The following is a 16,104-nucleotide window of genomic DNA, read 5'->3' as shown; positions in this document are numbered from 1 at the left end:
CGACAGTGGAACGACGGGGATTTTGTGGCGTGCGGCTCAGGGCGCGCGCGTGGCGCGCACGAGGCGGTCGACCACCTGCCGCCCGGCCGGCGTCCACGGCGCGATCAGTTCGAAATGGCCGGCCTCGTCAAGGTTGACGATCTCCACCGCGTCGCCCAGCTGCGTGGCTTTCGCGCGGTAGCCGTGGCCCTGCACGGGCGGCACGATGCCGTCGTAGATGCCGTGCACCAGCGTCTGCCTCACGTGCAGCGGCAGCAGCGCCGCGGGCGACACGTCGGCCCACACGGCGGCGTCCTGGCCGCGGGTGTCCAGGTCCAGCAACTGGCTGACGGACTTGCCGCACAGCCCCTGGCGCGACGCGAACGCCAGGTCGGGCACGCCGGCCACGGCGACCACGGCGGCAATGGGCAGCGGCGATGCGGCGTGCAGCGGGCTGCCGACGGCGATGCGCGGCCGGGCGGCGGCCCACAGCGCGAGATGCCCGCCTGCGGAGTGGCCGGTGGCGACGAGGCGCGTCAGGTCCAGCGGGTATTGCGTGGCGAGTTGGCGCAGGCGGTCGGTGCCCCGCGCCACGTCCTGGAACGTGCCCGGGTAGCCGCCGCCGGCATGGCCCACGCGGCGGTAGCTGATGCTCCAGACGGCGACGCCGGCCGAACGCAGCGCATCGGCCTGGAAGGCCAGCAGCTCGGGCCCGGGCAGGCTGGCCTGCCAGCAGCCGCCGTGGATCATCAGCACGACCGGGTGCGGCCCCGCGCCCCTGGGCAGCCACAGCTCGCCGAACTGGCTGGCATCGTCGCCATAGGCGATGCGCTGGTCGGCCTTGGGCCGGTCCGGGCGGTCGAGGAGCTGCTGGAAGCTCAGCAACTGGGCGAAGGCCGGCGACGCCGCCAGCAGCGTGATGCTCAGCAGCAGGCGGGTCAGGAACGGGTGGAGCATGGCGTCAACCAGTGGGTCAGTCGGGTCAGCACGGCGGCGTCGGTCTGCAGCGCGAGGTGGCCCAGGCCGGTGAAGAGGGCGGTGTCGTCGAAGGCCAGGCGCCGCGCCGGCGAGCGGTGCTGGCCCAGCGCGCTGGCCACCGGCACGAGGCCGTCGCCCAGCCAGCGAGCCGGCGGGCCGCCGGGCTTCTTGGCCGTGGTGGCGGCCACCGCATAGCAGGCCACGCCGTCGGGCAGCGGCACGCGGCTGGCCTTGCCGGCATCGGCTGCCAGCAGGCTGGCATGGCGCAGGTCGCGGATGCCGGCGCTGCGACGCGCCGCCAGGCCGGCGAGCGGCCGGGCGTAGGCACTGAGCGACAGCAGTTGCTGCAGTTGCTGCCCGCCGCGCTCCAGCGGCGCGCCCTGGTGCGGCGTGCCCAGCGTGACGAGGCAGCGCAGCCGCCCGGGCCAGCGCCGGCCCTGCGCCTGGGCCTGCGCGATGGCGCTGCGGGCGACCAGGCCGCCCATGCTGTGGCCGAGCAGCGTCAGCGGGCCGGGCACGTCGTCCAGCAGCGCGGCGAGCTCGGCGCCGTTGCGCCAGATCGGCCGGCCGCTGTTGTAGCGCAGGCCCAGCGGCCGGTAGCCCAGGGCGGCGAGAGCGGCGGGGAAGTCGGCACCGTTGCGCTGCCATTGCGCCTCGTTCATGCACAGGCCGTGCAGCAGCACCAGCGGCGGGCCCTCGTTGCCGGTGCCGTCGGCCAGCGGATGCAGGCCCATGGGGGTGGCCAGCGGGTTGGCGGTGGCTTCCAGGTAGTCGCCCAGCACGCCGTTCAGCGCGGCCTGCACGGCGCTGGCGCCTGCTGCCTGGGGCAGCAGCGGTGCCAGTGCGCCGAGCGCCACGTCCAGCCCGCCGCCGACCAGCGTCGTCACGCCGCGCACGCTGCGGTAGACCAGGCCGGTGAGGCCGGACGTGCGGTCCCGCTGCGCCGTCAGCGGCCAGCGCGTGATCTCGGCGTGCATGGCCTCGACGAGGTCGGTGACGCCGGTGGTGGCGTCGACGGCAAGGCGGCTGGCGCCGCGAAGCAGGTGAGGGCTGGGCATGAGTGCATCATGCCGCCGTTGTTGGGTTGGTTGTTCTCGGGGAGAGCGTGTCAGCTCGATGCATTGCCGGGAGTCCGCCCCGGCAGGCGGGTAACTTTCTTCTGCGGCGCCAGAAGAAAGTCACCAAAGAAGAGGCGCTGAACCGCACACGAGCACCAAGTGCCGCGTGCGGGGTTCAAAGCCGAAAGCGGTATTGCGCCCAGACGCGAGCCGCTGCGCTCTCGCTGCTGTCCTTTTGACGAGTGTCACGACGCGTCCCTTTGCGCCGCCTAACGCCGGCTGCACGCCGGGCTCACCAGGGAATGCCGCGTCGCTGGGGCGACGCCAAGGACGTTACGCAGCGGTCGCGTCGCCGAGCGACGCTGCATTGGATTTTTTCGTGAGCCCGGCGTGCAGCCGCGCGTTAGGCGGCCCGCCGCTGCGATGAATGGTGCGGGTGACAAGGACAGCAGCGAGAGCGAAGCGGGTCGCTTCGTCCCACACAACGAGGGGTTGGTGGCGTGCGCAGCGAGCGCAAGTGGTGCTGGTGTGCGGTTCAGCGCCTCTCTTTTGGTGACTTTTCTCTGGCGCAGCAGAGAAAAGTTACCCGCCCGCCGGGGCGGACTCCCGGCAACTCGGCATCGAGTCATCAGGACAGCCGCAAAAGCATCCAAGAACAGAACCTACATCTGCCTGAACAGATGCGCACAACTCTCCGCCACCAGCAGCATCTCGCTCCCATGCTTGAGCTTGATCTGCATGCGCCCGCGGAAGTCCCGGCTCACGCTGGCAATCGAATTCACGTTGACCAGCGTGGAGCGGTGGATCTGCCAGAACTGCTCGGGGTCCAGCTCGTCGATGAGTTCCTTCAGCGGCTTGCGGATCAGCGCCTCGCCGTCCTTCAGCCCGAGCCGCGTGTACTTGTTGTCGCTCTGGAAGAACATCACCTCGTCCACGGTGATCAGGCGCAGCGTCTGGCCCACCGACGCGTTGATCCAGCGCAGCGGCGCCCGCGTGGCCGAGGGCACCGGCACGCTGGCGCGGGTGCCGAGCTCTTCCAGCACGCCACCCAGTTGGGCGGGTGCCTGGCCCAGCCGTGCCTTCAACCGCGAGATGGCGGTGAACAGCCGCGCGCCGGCCAGCGGCTTGAGCAGGTAGTCGACGGCGCCCTGGTCGAAAGCGGCGATGGCGTACTGGTCGTAGGCCGTGACGAAGACGACGTGTGCCCGGCCGTTGACCTGGCGCGCCACGTCGATGCCGGTGGCGCCGGGCATCTGGATGTCGAGGAAGAGGACATCGGGGCGGTGCTGGTCCAGCAGGCGCAGCGCCTCCAGCCCGTCGGCGGCTTCGCCGACGATGCTCAGCTCGGGCCAGAGCTTGCCGAGCTGCTCGACGAGTTCGCCGCGCAGCGGGGCTTCGTCCTCGGCGACGACGGCGGTGGGCGACAAGAGGCTCATGCGTGCAACTCCAGCGTGAACAGCGTCCGGCCTGCACCGCTGGCGCAGGTCAGCCGGCCGCCCAGCACGGCCAGGCGTTCGCGCAGTGACGCCAGGTCGGCGTCTTCGCTGCACAGGCCTTCCTGGTCAAAGCCCAGCGTGATGCGCCCGTCGGCGGCCTGCAGCCAGCACTGGCCGGGGCGGCCCAGGCGCAGCGCGCGCTGCACCAGCGGCAGCAGCAGCATGGGTGGCAGCGGGGTCGCCGCGTGTGCACCGATTTCGCCGTCGAAGGCCGGCGCCTGGCCGTGCAGGTCGCGCAGCAGGGCCAGGTAGCTGGCGATCAGCTCAGCCTCGCTGGCCAGCGTGGCGCCGCCGCTGCCGGACGGCGTCGGGTGGTGCCGTGGCAGCCGCGGCAGCGCCACGCGCAGGTGCTGGATCAGCCGCTCCAGCCGCGCGCTGGCGCTGGGGTCGCGGCGGCCGTAGGCCTGCTCCACCGACACGAGCGCATCGAACAGCAGCGGCGGGTCCACCTGCGCCTGCAGGGCCGCGAGCTGCGATGCCAGTGCGTGGCGGCGCAGTTCGCCGTGTTCGCGCAGCAGCGTCTCGGCGGCGTCCTGCTGGCGGCGCCGGCGGGCCTGGATTTCCAGCAGGCCGACGATCATCAATGCCGGCATGAACACCCACAGCGTGTCGCCCATCAGTGCCAGCGGGCGCAGCGGGATGCATGGCGGCTTGCCGTAGCTGGCGCGGATGAGGTCGCACATCGACGGCCAGGGCAGCGCCAGCGTGACGACCTGCGCCAGCACCATGCCCAGGCCCGAGCCCAGCAGCGTGGCCAGCACGAGCTGGCGCATCCGGGCCGCTCCGGTCGCAGCGCTGCGCGCGGCAGGCAGCCAGCACAGCAGCAGCACCAGACCCGAGAGCAGCGGCATCAGCACGGAGCGGGTCACCACCTGTGGCAGCTGCGTGCCGACGTGGTACTCCAGCAGGGAGGTCAGGTCGATGGCGCCGAACATGAGGCTGGCGACGATGAAGACCGCCGCTTCACGCGGGCGCAGAGAGCGCCAGGCGGCCCAGATCGTCATCACTGGCGCACCGGTCGCGCGGTGCGCCGTCACGCCAGCCACGAGCGGGCCTGCGTGGGGGCGGGCCGGCACAGCGCTCATGCGGCCAGCACCTGCGCCGGCAGCCGCACGCGTGCCACCACGCCGCGTGGCTGGGCGGCCTCCAGCTCCAGCGCCGCTGCGTCGCCGAAGCGGGCGGCCAGCCGGGCGCGCGTGTTGGCCAGGCCCACGCCCGCGCCGCCGCTGGCCGAACCGAAGCCCTGGCCGTTGTCGGCCACCTCCACCGTCATGCCCCCGCCGGGTTGTGCCGCGGCGCGGATCTCGATGCGCCCGCCTTCGGGCAGTGGCGACAGGCCGTGCTTGATGGCGTTCTCCACCAGCGTGGGCAGCACCAGCGTGGGCAGTTGCATGGCCAGCAGCGCCGGGTCGGCCGTGATGCCGAACGACAGCCGTTCGCCCATGCGCATCTGCAGGATGGCCAGGTAATGGCGCACCAGCTCCAGCTCGTCGGCCAGCGTGGACTCGTGCCGGCGCATGCCGGGCAGCGCCGCGCGCAGGTAGGCGATCAGCGCCACCAGCATGTCGCGGCCGCGCTCCGGCGTGGTCTCGTACAGGCGCTTGACGTTGGCCAGCGTATTGAAGAGGAAATGCGGCTCGATCTGCGCGTTCAGCGCCGAGAGCTGGGCCTCGGTCTGCTGGCCCAGCAGCAGCTCGCGCTCGCGCGCCAGCCGGCCCAGCTGCTCACGGCTCGCACGCTCCGCGCGGCTGAAGCGCAGCAGCATGTAGGCCATGCCGCCCAGCAGCGTCCAGATGGCGATCGTCGAGACGAACCAGGCGAGGCTGACGTCGCTGTAGCCCTTTTCGAGCTTGGCGATGTAGTAGCGCGACCAGGTGCCCGCTGCCGCACCCACCGCCACGGCGCCGGCCTGGATGGCCATCGTGGCCCGCGCAGACCAGCGCCGGTTGGCGAGCAGGCCCTCGGCGAGCGCGACGAAGGCCAGCAGCGACAGCCCTGTCAGCAGCGACTGCCGCGAGAAGCGGATGGTGTCGAAGATCGCCTCCCGGACCGGCATGTCCCCGCCGAACCACGTCAGCGAGCGCGACACCGCGTGCAGCAGGCAGAAGTAGTAGACGGCCGCCACCAGGCGCAGATTGCATACGCGGCGGAAGGCCTGCAGCGGGGTCGAGTCCTCCATGCAGTCATTGTCGGGCGCCGGGCGCGGCCCGGGTCGGGATGCGACGAACCGGGCTCAGGGCGTCCCGGCCGCGGCAATCAGCGCCTTGAGTTCGCGCTCTGAGGCGGCCGCGTCACCGAGGTTGATCTCGATCAGGCGGCGCAGGTGGGTGATGGACTCGATGTCGATGCTGCGGCACAGCACGCCGGCATGGTCGCCTTCGACATGCGCGAGTTCGCCGGCCATCGAGATGACGATGTCGTCCGCTGCACCGTCGCCGAGCGGCAGCTTGACGAGGCAGGGCATGCCGGCCTGCGGCGCCTGCCCAGCCGGCAGTTGCAGCAGCACGCCTTTGAGCGAGATGTCGATCACCTGGCAGCGCAGGTGTGCCTGCGTCGTGATCAGCTCGGCGCCCGCGGCGAAGGCGACGCGGGCGAATTGGCGGCGTTCGGTGCTGATGATGGTCTCCCGGTGCTGACCGAGTGGGGTCGGCCGATCCTAGACGAAAGGCTCCAGCTCGCTGCCGCTGCTGAACACGGTGCTGTGCTCGACGGCCTGCTGCAGCCGTTCGGGCGACAGCGAGGCCAGGCCCATGGCCTCCAGCATGAACCAGGCAGCCCGCAGGAAGGCGATGGTTTCCTCGCGCACGCCGTCGGGGCTCGTGGGCGGGCTGTCGAGGTCGCGCTCGGGCGTCTGGCGGGGCGCGACGACGGCCGGCCGGTGTGCGCGCGCGACGCGGGCCAGCAGCTCACGCGTGTCCACCGTCGCGCTGGGCGCATCGATGAGGCGCACCAGGTCGCCCAACTGCTGCTCGGCTGCGGCCGCCAGCAGCCGCGCGGCGTGGTCGGCACCACCGGCGAGATACAGCCCGGCCGCGAGGTCGACGTATTCGAGGGCGGCCGACAGCCGCTGGAGGTCGGGATTGGACATGGCGGCCAAGTCTAGGTTGTGTACAAGCGCAAATGGCGGACAAACTTCACATTGCCTTGGATATGCTGGCCGCTCCAGGAGGATTCACCACCATGTTCGACCGTCGACAGCACCTGCAACACCTGGCCGCCCTGGCTACCGCCTCGGCATTGCCCGCCATCGCCGCTGACGACGCGGACGGCACCTACGACGAGGACTCCATCCTCAAGGCGGCCACCGACTTCTTCGGCCAGACCACCGAGGGCCTCGCCAAGGTCGTCGAGAAGGCTTTCAAGGAGCAGGGGCGCCCCAATGCCTACATCAAGGGCGAGGAAGCCTCGGCCGCCATCACCGTCGGCCTGCGCTATGGCGAAGGCGAGCTGACGATGAAGGGCGGCGGCGCGTCCAAGGTCTTCTGGGCCGGCCCGTCCATCGGCTTCGACCTGGGCGCGAATGCATCCAAGGTCTTCACGCTGGTCTACAAGCTGCCCAAGCTCAGCGCCATCTACCAGCGCTTCCCCGGCGTGGACGGCAGCCTGTACTACATCGGCGGCGCCGGCATCAATTACCAGCGGCTGAACGGCATCGTGCTGGCACCCATCCGCCTGGGCGTCGGCCTGCGTGCGGGGGCCAGCGTGGGCTACATGCACTACCGGCGCGAGAAGAGCATCAATCCTTTCTGACGCCGGTCAAGCCGCGGCCGATTTGTCTGGCGAGCCGGCCGCGGCAACGGCGTAGACTGTGATTTCATACAGCATCGAGGCCCATCGTGAGCACCACCGCCAACTTGCCCGTGCAGGACATCTCCAGCGAAGTCCTGATCGAGAAATACGCCAAGGGCGGTGAGCAGACGCCCGACGAGTTGCGCGAACGCGTGGCGCGCGCGCTGGCCCAGGCCGAGCCACCGGCCGACCGCGTGCGCTGGGCGGCAGCCTTCCTCGACGCGCAGCAGCGCGGCTTCGTGCCGGCCGGCCGCATCATGTCTGCCGCCGGCACCGAGCTGTCGGCCACGCTGATCAACTGCTTCGTGCAGCCGGTGGGCGACTCCATCGCCACGGCCGAAGACGGCGTGCCGGGCATCTACACCGCGCTGACCGAAGCCGCCGAGACCATGCGCCGCGGCGGCGGCGTGGGCTACGACTTCAGCCGCATCCGCCCGGCCGGCGCCTGGGTGGGCTCCACGCGCAGCCATGCGTCCGGCCCGATCAGCTACATGCGCGTCTTCGACCGCAGCTGCGAGACGGTGGAGAGCGCCGGCAGCCGCCGCGGCGCGCAGATGGGCGTGCTGCGCTGCGACCACCCGGACATCGAGGCCTTCATCCACGCCAAGGACCAGGGCGACCTGCGCAACTTCAACATCTCCGTCGGCGTGACCGATGCGTTCATGGCCGCCGTGCAGGCCGATGAGACGGTCGAGCTGGCGCACAAGGCCCAGCCCAGCGCCGAGCAGATCGAGGCCGGCGCCTACCAGCGCGGCGACGGCCAGTGGGTCTACCGCAAGGTGCGCGCCCGCGCGCTGTGGGACCAGGTCATGCGCTCCACCTACGACCACGCCGAGCCGGGCGTGCTGTTCCTGGACCGCATCAATGCCGACAACAACCTGCATTACTGCGAGACGATTGCGGCGACGAACCCGTGTGCCGAACAGCCACTGCCGCCCTACGGCTGCTGCTGCCTTGGCTCCATCGACCTGACGCGCTTCGTGCGCGACCCGTTCAGCGCCAGGCCGGCGTTCGACGAGGCCGGCTTCGCCGAGGTCGTGGCAGTCGCCACGCGCATGCTGGACAACGTGCTGGACGTGACGCCCTGGCCGCTGCCGGCGCAGCAGCAGGAGGCGGCCAACAAGCGCCGTGTGGGCCTGGGCTTCACGGGCCTGGGCGATGCGCTGGTGATGCTGAACCTGCGCTATGACAGCAGCGAAGCGCGCGACATGGCCAGCCGCATCAGTGAAGTGATGCGCGATGCGGCCTACGCGGCGTCCAGCGACATCGCGGCCGAGCGCGGCAGCTTCCCGCTGTTCAACGCCGACCTGTACCTGTCCGGCGGCAGCTTCGCGTCGCGCCTGCCGCAAGCGCTGAAGGACAAGATCCGCGCCCAGGGCCTGCGCAACTCGCACCTGCTGTCCATCGCGCCCACCGGCACCATCAGCCTGGCCTTCGCCGACAACGCGAGCAACGGCATCGAGCCGGCGTTCTCGTGGACCTACACGCGCAAGAAGCGCCTCTCGCAGAGCGAGGGCGGCGGCTTCAAGGAGTACCAGGTCGAGGACCATGCCTGGCGCCTGTACCGCCACCTGTTCGGCAACGACGCGCCCTTGTCCGACGCCTTCGTCACGGCGCTGGAACTGAGCGCGTCCGACCACGCCGCCATGGTCGCCGCCGTGGCGCCCTACATCGACACGTCGATCAGCAAGACCGTCAACGTGCCGGCGGACTACCCCTACGAGGATTTCCAGGACCTCTACGTCCAGGCCTGGGAAGCCAAGCTCAAGGGCCTGGCCACCTACCGGCCCAACAGCGTGCTGGGGTCGGTGCTGAGCGTGACGCCCGAGGTCAAGCAGCCGGAGCCGCTGCGTCCCGATTCGGGCGCCGATGTCGATGGAGCCAACCAGCGCCTGCGCGTGGAGCGCCTGCCCCATGCCGTCGTCGCCTCGCTGCGCTGGCCCAGCCGCCCCGACATGCCCGGCGGCAACCCGGCCTGGAGCTACCTGATCCAGCATCCGCACGGCGACTTCGCGCTCTTCATCGGCGAGCTGCCGCTGGAGGGGCCGGACGCCGGCCTGTTCGGCCGCAACCTGCCGTTCGAGGTCTGGGTCAACGGTGCCGAGCAGCCGCGCGGCCTGTCGGCCCTGGCCAAGACGCTGTCCATGGACCTGCGCACCAACGACGCCGCCTGGCTGCGCCTGAAGCTGGACGCGCTCGCCACCGTGCAGGAGGAGCGCGCCTTCGAGATGCCGATGCCGCCGAGCGGCGAGCAGCGCCTGTTCCCCGGCGTCGTCGCCGCCACGGCGGCGGTCATCCGCTGGCGCTGCGAGCAGCTCGGTGCACTGGCCGAGGGTGGCCCCACGCCGGTCGTGGACGCCATGTTCAGCCGCAACGAGCCGCGCACCGGCACCTCCGGCACGCTGGCCTGGGCGGTGGACGTGGACAACCCGGCGACCAACGAGCAGTTCACGCTGACGCTGAAGGAAGTGCTGCTGCCCACGCCTGGATCGGAAGGTTCGGGCGGCAGCGTCACGCGGCCCTGCGCCATGGGCTTCTCGGGCAACTACCCCAAGGCGCTGGACGGCCTGGCGCGGCTGCTGAGCCTGGACATGCGCGTGATGGACCCGGGCTGGATCGCGATGAAGCTGCGCAAGCTGCTCAACGTGGGCGAGCCGCTGGGCCACTTCATGGCGCCGGTGCCGTCACTGCACGGCGCGGATGCGAGGGCCCGCCGCCAGCAGGTCTGGCCGTCGACGGTGGCCTACGTCGCGCGGCTGGTCATCCACCGCTACGCGATGCTGGGCATCCTCGACGAGGCCGGCCAGCCGCTGACCGACATGGGCCTGCTGCAGACGCCGGCGCCCAAGCTGGCCGCGGCGGCCGGCACGCTGCTGGTGCAGGCCGGCCGGCCCTGCCCGGAGTGCGGCAACGCCACCATGATCCACAAGGACGGGTGCGATTTCTGCACGGCTTGCGGGTATGTCGGGCAGTGCGGGTGACGGCGGGCGACACATTCCGCTGCTGAGTGTGCACATCGCCGCGATGTCGGCGATGAGACAGCTGATCTGGCGCAGGAGCGCTGCTCCCGTATGGACAGGTCAGGCGAAGGATGCCGACGTCAGCAGGTCGTGACGGCTGGATGCGGGACGCATCGGGGCGGCCATCGTGCGGGTCGGGATGTCTGTGGAGCGCAGGTTTTGCGCAGTGCTCTAAAGGTTGACAGTCACGCCAATTCCTTGCCGTTGGGATGCCGGCGAGACCCAATTCATGTCGATTGAGGATGCGTGCCCCGGCAGCCTTGAGCAAACATGGCGCACCTTGCTAATTTTTCGGTTGCGCATATCTGGCGGGTCAATTTTCCAAACCAGTTTGGCCTGTCTGATCTTGACGGCAATCCTGTCAACGAGTCTGAACGGATTTCTGGTGCTCGGCATCTCAGCGTGGAGCCGAGATTTTGCATCGATGACTGAAGGGAGAGTGTATGAGTGATCCATTCAAGGCTTTGCCGAAAGACGTGATCGGCCTTATCTCAAAGTCGCTGACTTCCACGGAGATTGGAAATCTCGCGAAAACCTGCACGGACCTCAATAACAAAATCAAAAATTCCAAATTCATCCAGAACGAAAAGGCGTTGAAGGAGGCTGACGAGAAAAAAATAATGCAAGAGCTTAAAAAGCAGACTGCCGAGCTGAAAAACTGCATCAAGGTCGTCAAGAAGATTGCATCCGCCGTCGGCATCCAGAAGATGCTTCTTTCGCTTGCCGACCACAACGAGGCATACGCCAAATCTCTTCTTCAGCATCTTAAAAGTGACAGCTTCGAGCTGCCGATCAACGCCATCCAAAAAGCAGTCAGGGCCAATCCAAATTCCTTCGACAAGCAGTTTGTGTTGGCGGCGCAGGAGTTCAAAGACGCAAAGGATGAGTTGAAAAAGGCCATGGGTTTGAAGTGAGGCCTGAACCCGGCGGGTCGCGGCCATCGGATGGCATGGCTATTCAACCAACACGGCGCACCTGCATTGGCCTGCCGCCCTTGGCAGCCCTTGACGTCAACCGCCGTCGATCAGCCGCCGCAGCCTGGGTCTCATCGCCAACAGCACGGCGCCTGTGACGAGACTCCCCACCGCCAGCTGCATGAACAGCGTCGCATAGGCCGCATTCGTGGTCAGCGGTGACCCATCCACCGGCTGCGCGACGACGCCCGAGAAGTCGCCTGCGAACAACGACGCCAGGCCCGTCACCAGCATCCAGCTGCCCATCATGACGCCCTGGTGCTGCCGGGGCGCCAGGCGCCCGATCATGGCGTAGCCCACGGGCGAGATCAGCAGCTCGCCCACGCTCTGCAGCACGTAGCTGAGGAACAGCCAGAAGAAGTCCGCGTGGCCGCTCGCATCGGCGAGCCGGATGCCCAACGGCAGGGCCAGGAAGCCCAGGCCCATCAGCACGAGGGACGCGGAGAATTGCAGCGGGATGTCCACCGGCCAGCCCCTGGCGCGCCAGCGGGCGAACACCGCGGCCAGCCACGGGCCGCCGATGACGATGACGACGGTGTTGATGTTCTGCACCCACTGCGGTGCCACGGGCACGCCCCAGACGTTCAGCCAGACGTTGCCCACCGCGTACATCTGCAGCCCGTTGGGCGCCATCTGGTACAGCGACCAGAACACCAGCGAGCCCAGCATCAGCACGAGGTAGGCCTGCATGCGGCGCTTCTCTGCCGGCACCGGATGGCGCATCGTCATCACCACCAGCGCCACGCCCACGGCGGCGCACAGCGCCTTCATGCCGATGGCCGTGTCGCTGGGGTGCTGCAGCAGCCAGGCCAGCAGCGGCACCAGGCCCACCAGCACCGCGATGCCGACGGCAAAGCGGCCCCAGAAGCCGGCGCCCCGGTGCTGCGACAGCGGGGTGTCGCGGTCCGCCAGCGTGCGCCAGAAGATCAGCGCCAGCACGATGGCGCCGGCGTTGCCCAAGGTGGCGAACCAGAAGATGGTGCTGTAGAGCTCGCCCAGCTGGTAGTGCCCGGCCACCGCGAAGCCGACGAAGAAGCCCACGTTCATGCCGGCGTAGTTCCACAGGAAGGCGGCCTCGCGGCGGTCGTCCTCGGGCGCGAAGCGCTGCGTGAGCATCATGTTCAGGCAGGTCACGTTCAGCCCGCTGCCGGTCAGGAACAGCGCCAGGCCCCAGTACAGGCCGGCCAGCGTGCCGCCGGCGATGGCGCCGCAGCCCAGCACCTGCAGCGCCATGCCGCCGACGAACAGGTTGCGGTTGCTCAGGAACCGCCCGCCCAGGTAGCCACCGAACAGGTGCAGCCCGTAGTTGAAGGCGCCGAACAGGCCCATCATCAGCGCGGCCTGGTCGTTGCTGAAGCCCAGGCGCCGCGTGCCGTACAGCACGAGCGTGGACTGCAGCACCGCGAAGCCCAGCGTCGCGAAGACCTGGATCATGAACAGCACGGCAGACCCTTCGGGAATGCGCGCCAGGCGTTGTCGGAGTCGGCTCATGGGTGCGATTGTCCCGGCGCTCGGGGACCGCCACGGTGCGTGTCATCCCGCGGACATGGGCCTCCGAGGGCGCCGCATAGGATGGTTCATGGCTGTTTCCACCTTCTCCCCGGTCCCCGCCTTTGCAAAAGTTTTCGTCGCCAACCGCGGGGAGGTGGCGCTGCGCGTGCTGCGGGCCCTGCGCGACCTGGGCGTCGCGAGCGTGGCCGTCCATGCGGCGGACGACACCGCCTCGGCCCACATCGCCGCGGCGGACGAGGTCGTGGCGCTGCCCGCCAGCGGCCCGGCCGCCTACCTCGATGTCGCGGGCCTCGTGGCGCACGCGACGCGCCTGGGCTGCGACGCGGTGCACCCCGGCTACGGCTTCCTCAGCGAGCGGGCGGATTTCGCGCAGGCCTGCGCGGCGGCCCGCCTCGTGTTCATCGGCGCCACGCCCGAGCAGCTCGCGCTGTTCGGCGACAAGGCCCGCGCCCGCGCGCTGGCGGTTGAGCAGGGCGTGCCGGTGCTCGCCGGCAGCGATGGCGAGGTGACGCTGGCGCAAGCGCAGGCCTTCTTCGCGGCACAGGGCGGCGACGGCGTCATGCTCAAGGCCGTCGCCGGTGGCGGCGGGCGCGGCATGCGCGTGGTGACCGAGGCGCACGACCTGCCGGCTGCGTTCGAGCGCTGCCGCTCCGAGGCACGCGCGGCGTTCGGCGTCGAGGGTGTCTACGTCGAGAGCCTGATGCGTGGTGCTCGGCACATCGAGGTTCAGGTGCTGGGCGACGGGCGCGAGGTCGCCGTGATCGGCGAGCGCGACTGCACGCTGCAGCGGCGCTTCCAGAAGCTCGTCGAGATGGCGCCCAGCCCGGGGCTGGACCCCGGGATGCGGCAGCGGCTGAACGATGCGGCGCTGCGCCTGGCCCGCGCGGTGGGCTACCTGGGCCTGGGCACCTTCGAGTTCCTCGTCGATGCGGGGCGCGGCGCGTTCGTCTTCATCGAGACCAACCCGCGGCTGCAGGTGGAGCACACCGTCACCGAGGAGGTCACGGGGCTGGACCTCGTGCAGCTGCAGATCCAGGTCGCCGCAGGCCGGTGCCTGGCCGAGCTGGGCCTGGACACGCCACCCAAGCCGCAGGGCTTCGCCATCCAATGGCGCCTCAACGCCGAGACGCTGGACGCGCAGGGCCGGGCCTTGCCCGGCAGCGGCCGGCTGGCGCGCTTCGACCTGCCCGCCGGCCCCGGCGTGCGCGTGGACACGCATGCAGTGGCCGGCAGCACGCCATCGCCGCACTACGACAGCCTGCTCGCCAAACTGGTGGTGCGCGCGCCGAGCCTCGGCGACGCGCTGCGACGCTCGCAACGCGCCTTGGCCGAATGCCGCATCGACGGCCTCGCCACCAACCTCGGCCTGCTGCGCACGCTGGCCGCGCGCCCGGAACTGGCGGGCAGCGCGCTGCACACCGGCTGGCTGGAGGCGCACCTGCCCGAACTGTTGCCGGCCCAAGCCGCCCCCATGGCCGCAGACCCGCACGCCGTCGCCGCCACCATGGCCGGCCGGCTGCTGCAGTTCAGCGTGGCGGTGGGCGACGTGGTGGCTGCCGGCGCCGAGCTGGCCATCGTCGAGGCGATGAAGATGGAGCATGTGCTGGCCGCGCCCGGCGCGGGCCGCGTCGTGGCGTTGAACGTGGCCGCGGGCGCGTTCGTCGAAACCGGCCAGGTGCTGCTGGTGCTGGCACCGACCGATGGTGCCGACGTGCAGCCCGACGCCGCTGAGGCGGCCGACCCCGACCGCATCCGTCCCGACCTGCAGCGCGTGCTCGACCGCACGGCCTTCACGCACGACGCGGCCCGCCCCGAGGCCATCGCGAAGCGCCATGCGCAAGGCCTGCGCAGCGCGCGCGAGAACATCGCCGACCTGTGCGACGACGGTTCCTTCATCGAGTACGGCGCGCTGGCCGTGGCCGCGCAGTCGCGCCGGCGCACGGCCGAGGACTTGATCGCCCACACGCCGGCCGACGGCCTGGTCACCGGCATCGGCGCGGTCAACGGCCACGCGTTCGGCGAGGAGACCGCCCGCACCGTCGTCATGGCCTACGACGCCACCGTGCTGGCCGGCACGCAGGGCGCGCGCAACCATGCCAAGACCGACCGCATGCTGCACATCGCGGCCGCGCAGCGCCTGCCCGTCGTGCTGTTCGCCGAGGGCGGCGGCGGGCGGCCGGGCGACACCGACATGCCGGTGGTCGCCGGCCTCAATGTGCCCACGTTCGCGAGCTACGCGGCGCTGTCCGGCCGTGTGCCGGTGGTGGGCATCGCCGCGGGCCGCTGCTTCGCCGGCAATGCCGCGCTGCTGGGCTGCAGCGATGTCGTCATCGCCACCCGGCACAGCAACATCGGCATGGGCGGCCCGGCGATGGTGGAGGGCGGCGGGCTGGGTGTCTTCAGGCCCGAGCAGATCGGCCCGGCCGCCGTGCAGCACGCCAATGGCGTCATCGACGTGCTGGTGGACGACGAGGCCGCCGCGGTGGCCGCGGCACGCCATTACCTGTCGTTCTTCCAGGGGCGCGTCGCCGAGTGGGCCGCACCCGACGCGCGCGAGCTGCGCCACGTCGTGCCCGAGAACCGCCTGCGCGTCTACGACAGCCGCGCCGTGCTGCCGGCGCTGTTCGACGCGGGCAGCGTGCTCCTGCTGCGCGCTGGCTTCGGCGCTGGCATCCACACGGCGCTCGCCCGCCTCGAGGGCCGGCCGGTGGGCGTGCTGGCCAGCAACCCGCTGCACCTGGGCGGCGCCATCGATGCCGACGCGGCCGACAAGGCCGCGCGCTTCATGCAGCTGTGCAACGCGCACGGCCTGCCGCTGGTGAGCCTCATCGACACGCCGGGCTTCATGGTGGGGCCGGCCGTGGAGGCGCAGGCGCAGGTGCGCCACGTCAGCCGCCTGTTCGTCACGGCCGCCGCGCTGCGCGTGCCGTTCTTCGCCGTCGTGCTGCGCAAGAGCTACGGGCTGGGCGCGATGGCGATGGCCGCCGGCGGCCTGCACCGGCCGGTGTTCACCATCGCCTGGCCCACGGCCGAGTTCGGCGCGATGGGCCTGGAGGGCGCCGTGCGGCTGGGCTTTCGCAAGGAGCTGAATGCGCTGCCGGCGGGCGCGGAGCGCGACGCGCTGTTCCAGCGTCTGGTCGCCCAGCAGTACGCCAACGGCGAGGCCATCAACCTGGCCGCCACGCTGGAGATCGATGCCGTCATCGACCCCGCCGAGACGCGCGCCTGGCTGGCGCGCGGCCTGGCATCCGCGCGCTTGCAGCCCCTCGACACCCGTTTTGTGGACACCTGGTGAGGG

At 70.4% G+C, this 16,104-nt stretch carries 12 protein-coding genes; 4 read left to right on the top strand and 8 right to left on the bottom strand.

Annotated elements, in window-relative coordinates:
• Nucleotides 1–36 precede the first annotated feature (36 nt).
• The 7 genes from ACO07H_RS21125 to ACO07H_RS21095 all read right to left on the bottom strand — a co-directional run bounded on the left by ACO07H_RS21125 (nt 37) and on the right by ACO07H_RS21095 (nt 6,599).
• Complete coding sequence (locus ACO07H_RS21125; RefSeq protein ID WP_422017818.1) at nt 37–936, bottom strand: alpha/beta hydrolase; 900 nt, start codon at nt 934–936, stop codon at nt 37–39.
• The gene (locus ACO07H_RS21120; RefSeq protein WP_422017816.1) at nt 918–2,015 is read right to left on the bottom strand and encodes an esterase/lipase family protein; all 1,098 of its coding nucleotides are present in this window, start codon (nt 2,013–2,015) and stop codon (nt 918–920) included. The genes ACO07H_RS21125 and ACO07H_RS21120 overlap by 19 nt, the downstream gene beginning before the upstream one ends.
• Before the next feature lie 662 nt (nt 2,016–2,677).
• The gene (locus tag ACO07H_RS21115) at nt 2,678–3,451 is read right to left on the bottom strand and encodes a LytR/AlgR family response regulator transcription factor (RefSeq protein ID WP_422017814.1); all 774 of its coding nucleotides are present in this window, start codon (nt 3,449–3,451) and stop codon (nt 2,678–2,680) included.
• Complete coding sequence (locus tag ACO07H_RS21110; RefSeq protein ID WP_422017812.1) at nt 3,448–4,596, bottom strand: histidine kinase; 1,149 nt, start codon at nt 4,594–4,596, stop codon at nt 3,448–3,450. The genes ACO07H_RS21115 and ACO07H_RS21110 overlap by 4 nt, the downstream gene beginning before the upstream one ends.
• Nucleotides 4,593–5,690 carry a sensor histidine kinase gene (locus tag ACO07H_RS21105; protein WP_422017810.1) on the bottom strand — a complete coding sequence of 366 codons (1,098 nt, stop codon included), beginning with the start codon at nt 5,688–5,690 and terminating at the stop codon, nt 4,593–4,595. The genes ACO07H_RS21110 and ACO07H_RS21105 overlap by 4 nt, the downstream gene beginning before the upstream one ends.
• A gap of 54 nt (nt 5,691–5,744) precedes the next feature.
• Entirely contained in the window at nt 5,745–6,128 is a 384-nt protein-coding gene (locus ACO07H_RS21100; protein WP_422018670.1) for a PilZ domain-containing protein, read from the bottom strand.
• Between the two features lie 39 nt (nt 6,129–6,167).
• Nucleotides 6,168–6,599, bottom strand: a complete 432-nt coding sequence (locus ACO07H_RS21095) for a hypothetical protein (protein WP_422017808.1) — start codon at nt 6,597–6,599, stop codon at nt 6,168–6,170.
• 92 nt (nt 6,600–6,691) lie between these two features.
• Between ACO07H_RS21095 and ACO07H_RS21090 the strand changes: the two genes are divergently transcribed.
• From ACO07H_RS21090 to ACO07H_RS21080, 3 genes are all read left to right on the top strand, one after another.
• Nucleotides 6,692–7,261: a DUF1134 domain-containing protein gene (locus ACO07H_RS21090; protein ID WP_422017806.1), complete on the top strand. Its 570-nt coding sequence runs from the start codon at nt 6,692–6,694 to the stop codon at nt 7,259–7,261.
• An 86-nt stretch (nt 7,262–7,347) separates the two neighbouring features.
• Entirely contained in the window at nt 7,348–10,281 is a 2,934-nt protein-coding gene (locus tag ACO07H_RS21085; protein ID WP_422017804.1) for an adenosylcobalamin-dependent ribonucleoside-diphosphate reductase, read from the top strand.
• Nucleotides 10,282–10,763: 482 nt separating this feature from the next.
• Entirely contained in the window at nt 10,764–11,234 is a 471-nt protein-coding gene (locus ACO07H_RS21080; protein WP_422017802.1) for a hypothetical protein, read from the top strand.
• A 96-nt stretch (nt 11,235–11,330) separates the two neighbouring features.
• Here the strand turns inward: ACO07H_RS21080 and ACO07H_RS21075 are convergent, their stop codons facing one another.
• Nucleotides 11,331–12,785: a peptide MFS transporter gene (locus ACO07H_RS21075; RefSeq protein WP_422017800.1), complete on the bottom strand. Its 1,455-nt coding sequence runs from the start codon at nt 12,783–12,785 to the stop codon at nt 11,331–11,333.
• Nucleotides 12,786–12,873: 88 nt separating this feature from the next.
• Here ACO07H_RS21075 and ACO07H_RS21070 point away from each other — a divergent pair, with 88 nt between their 5' ends.
• Entirely contained in the window at nt 12,874–16,101 is a 3,228-nt protein-coding gene (locus ACO07H_RS21070) for a carboxyl transferase domain-containing protein (RefSeq protein WP_422017798.1), read from the top strand.
• Nucleotides 16,102–16,104: the final 3 nt, after the last annotated feature.

It is taken from the genome of Roseateles sp. (genome assembly GCF_965229315.1).
Lineage (GTDB): Bacteria > Pseudomonadota > Gammaproteobacteria > Burkholderiales > Burkholderiaceae_C > Pelomonas.
This window is presented reverse-complemented; position numbering and strand designations above follow the sequence as displayed.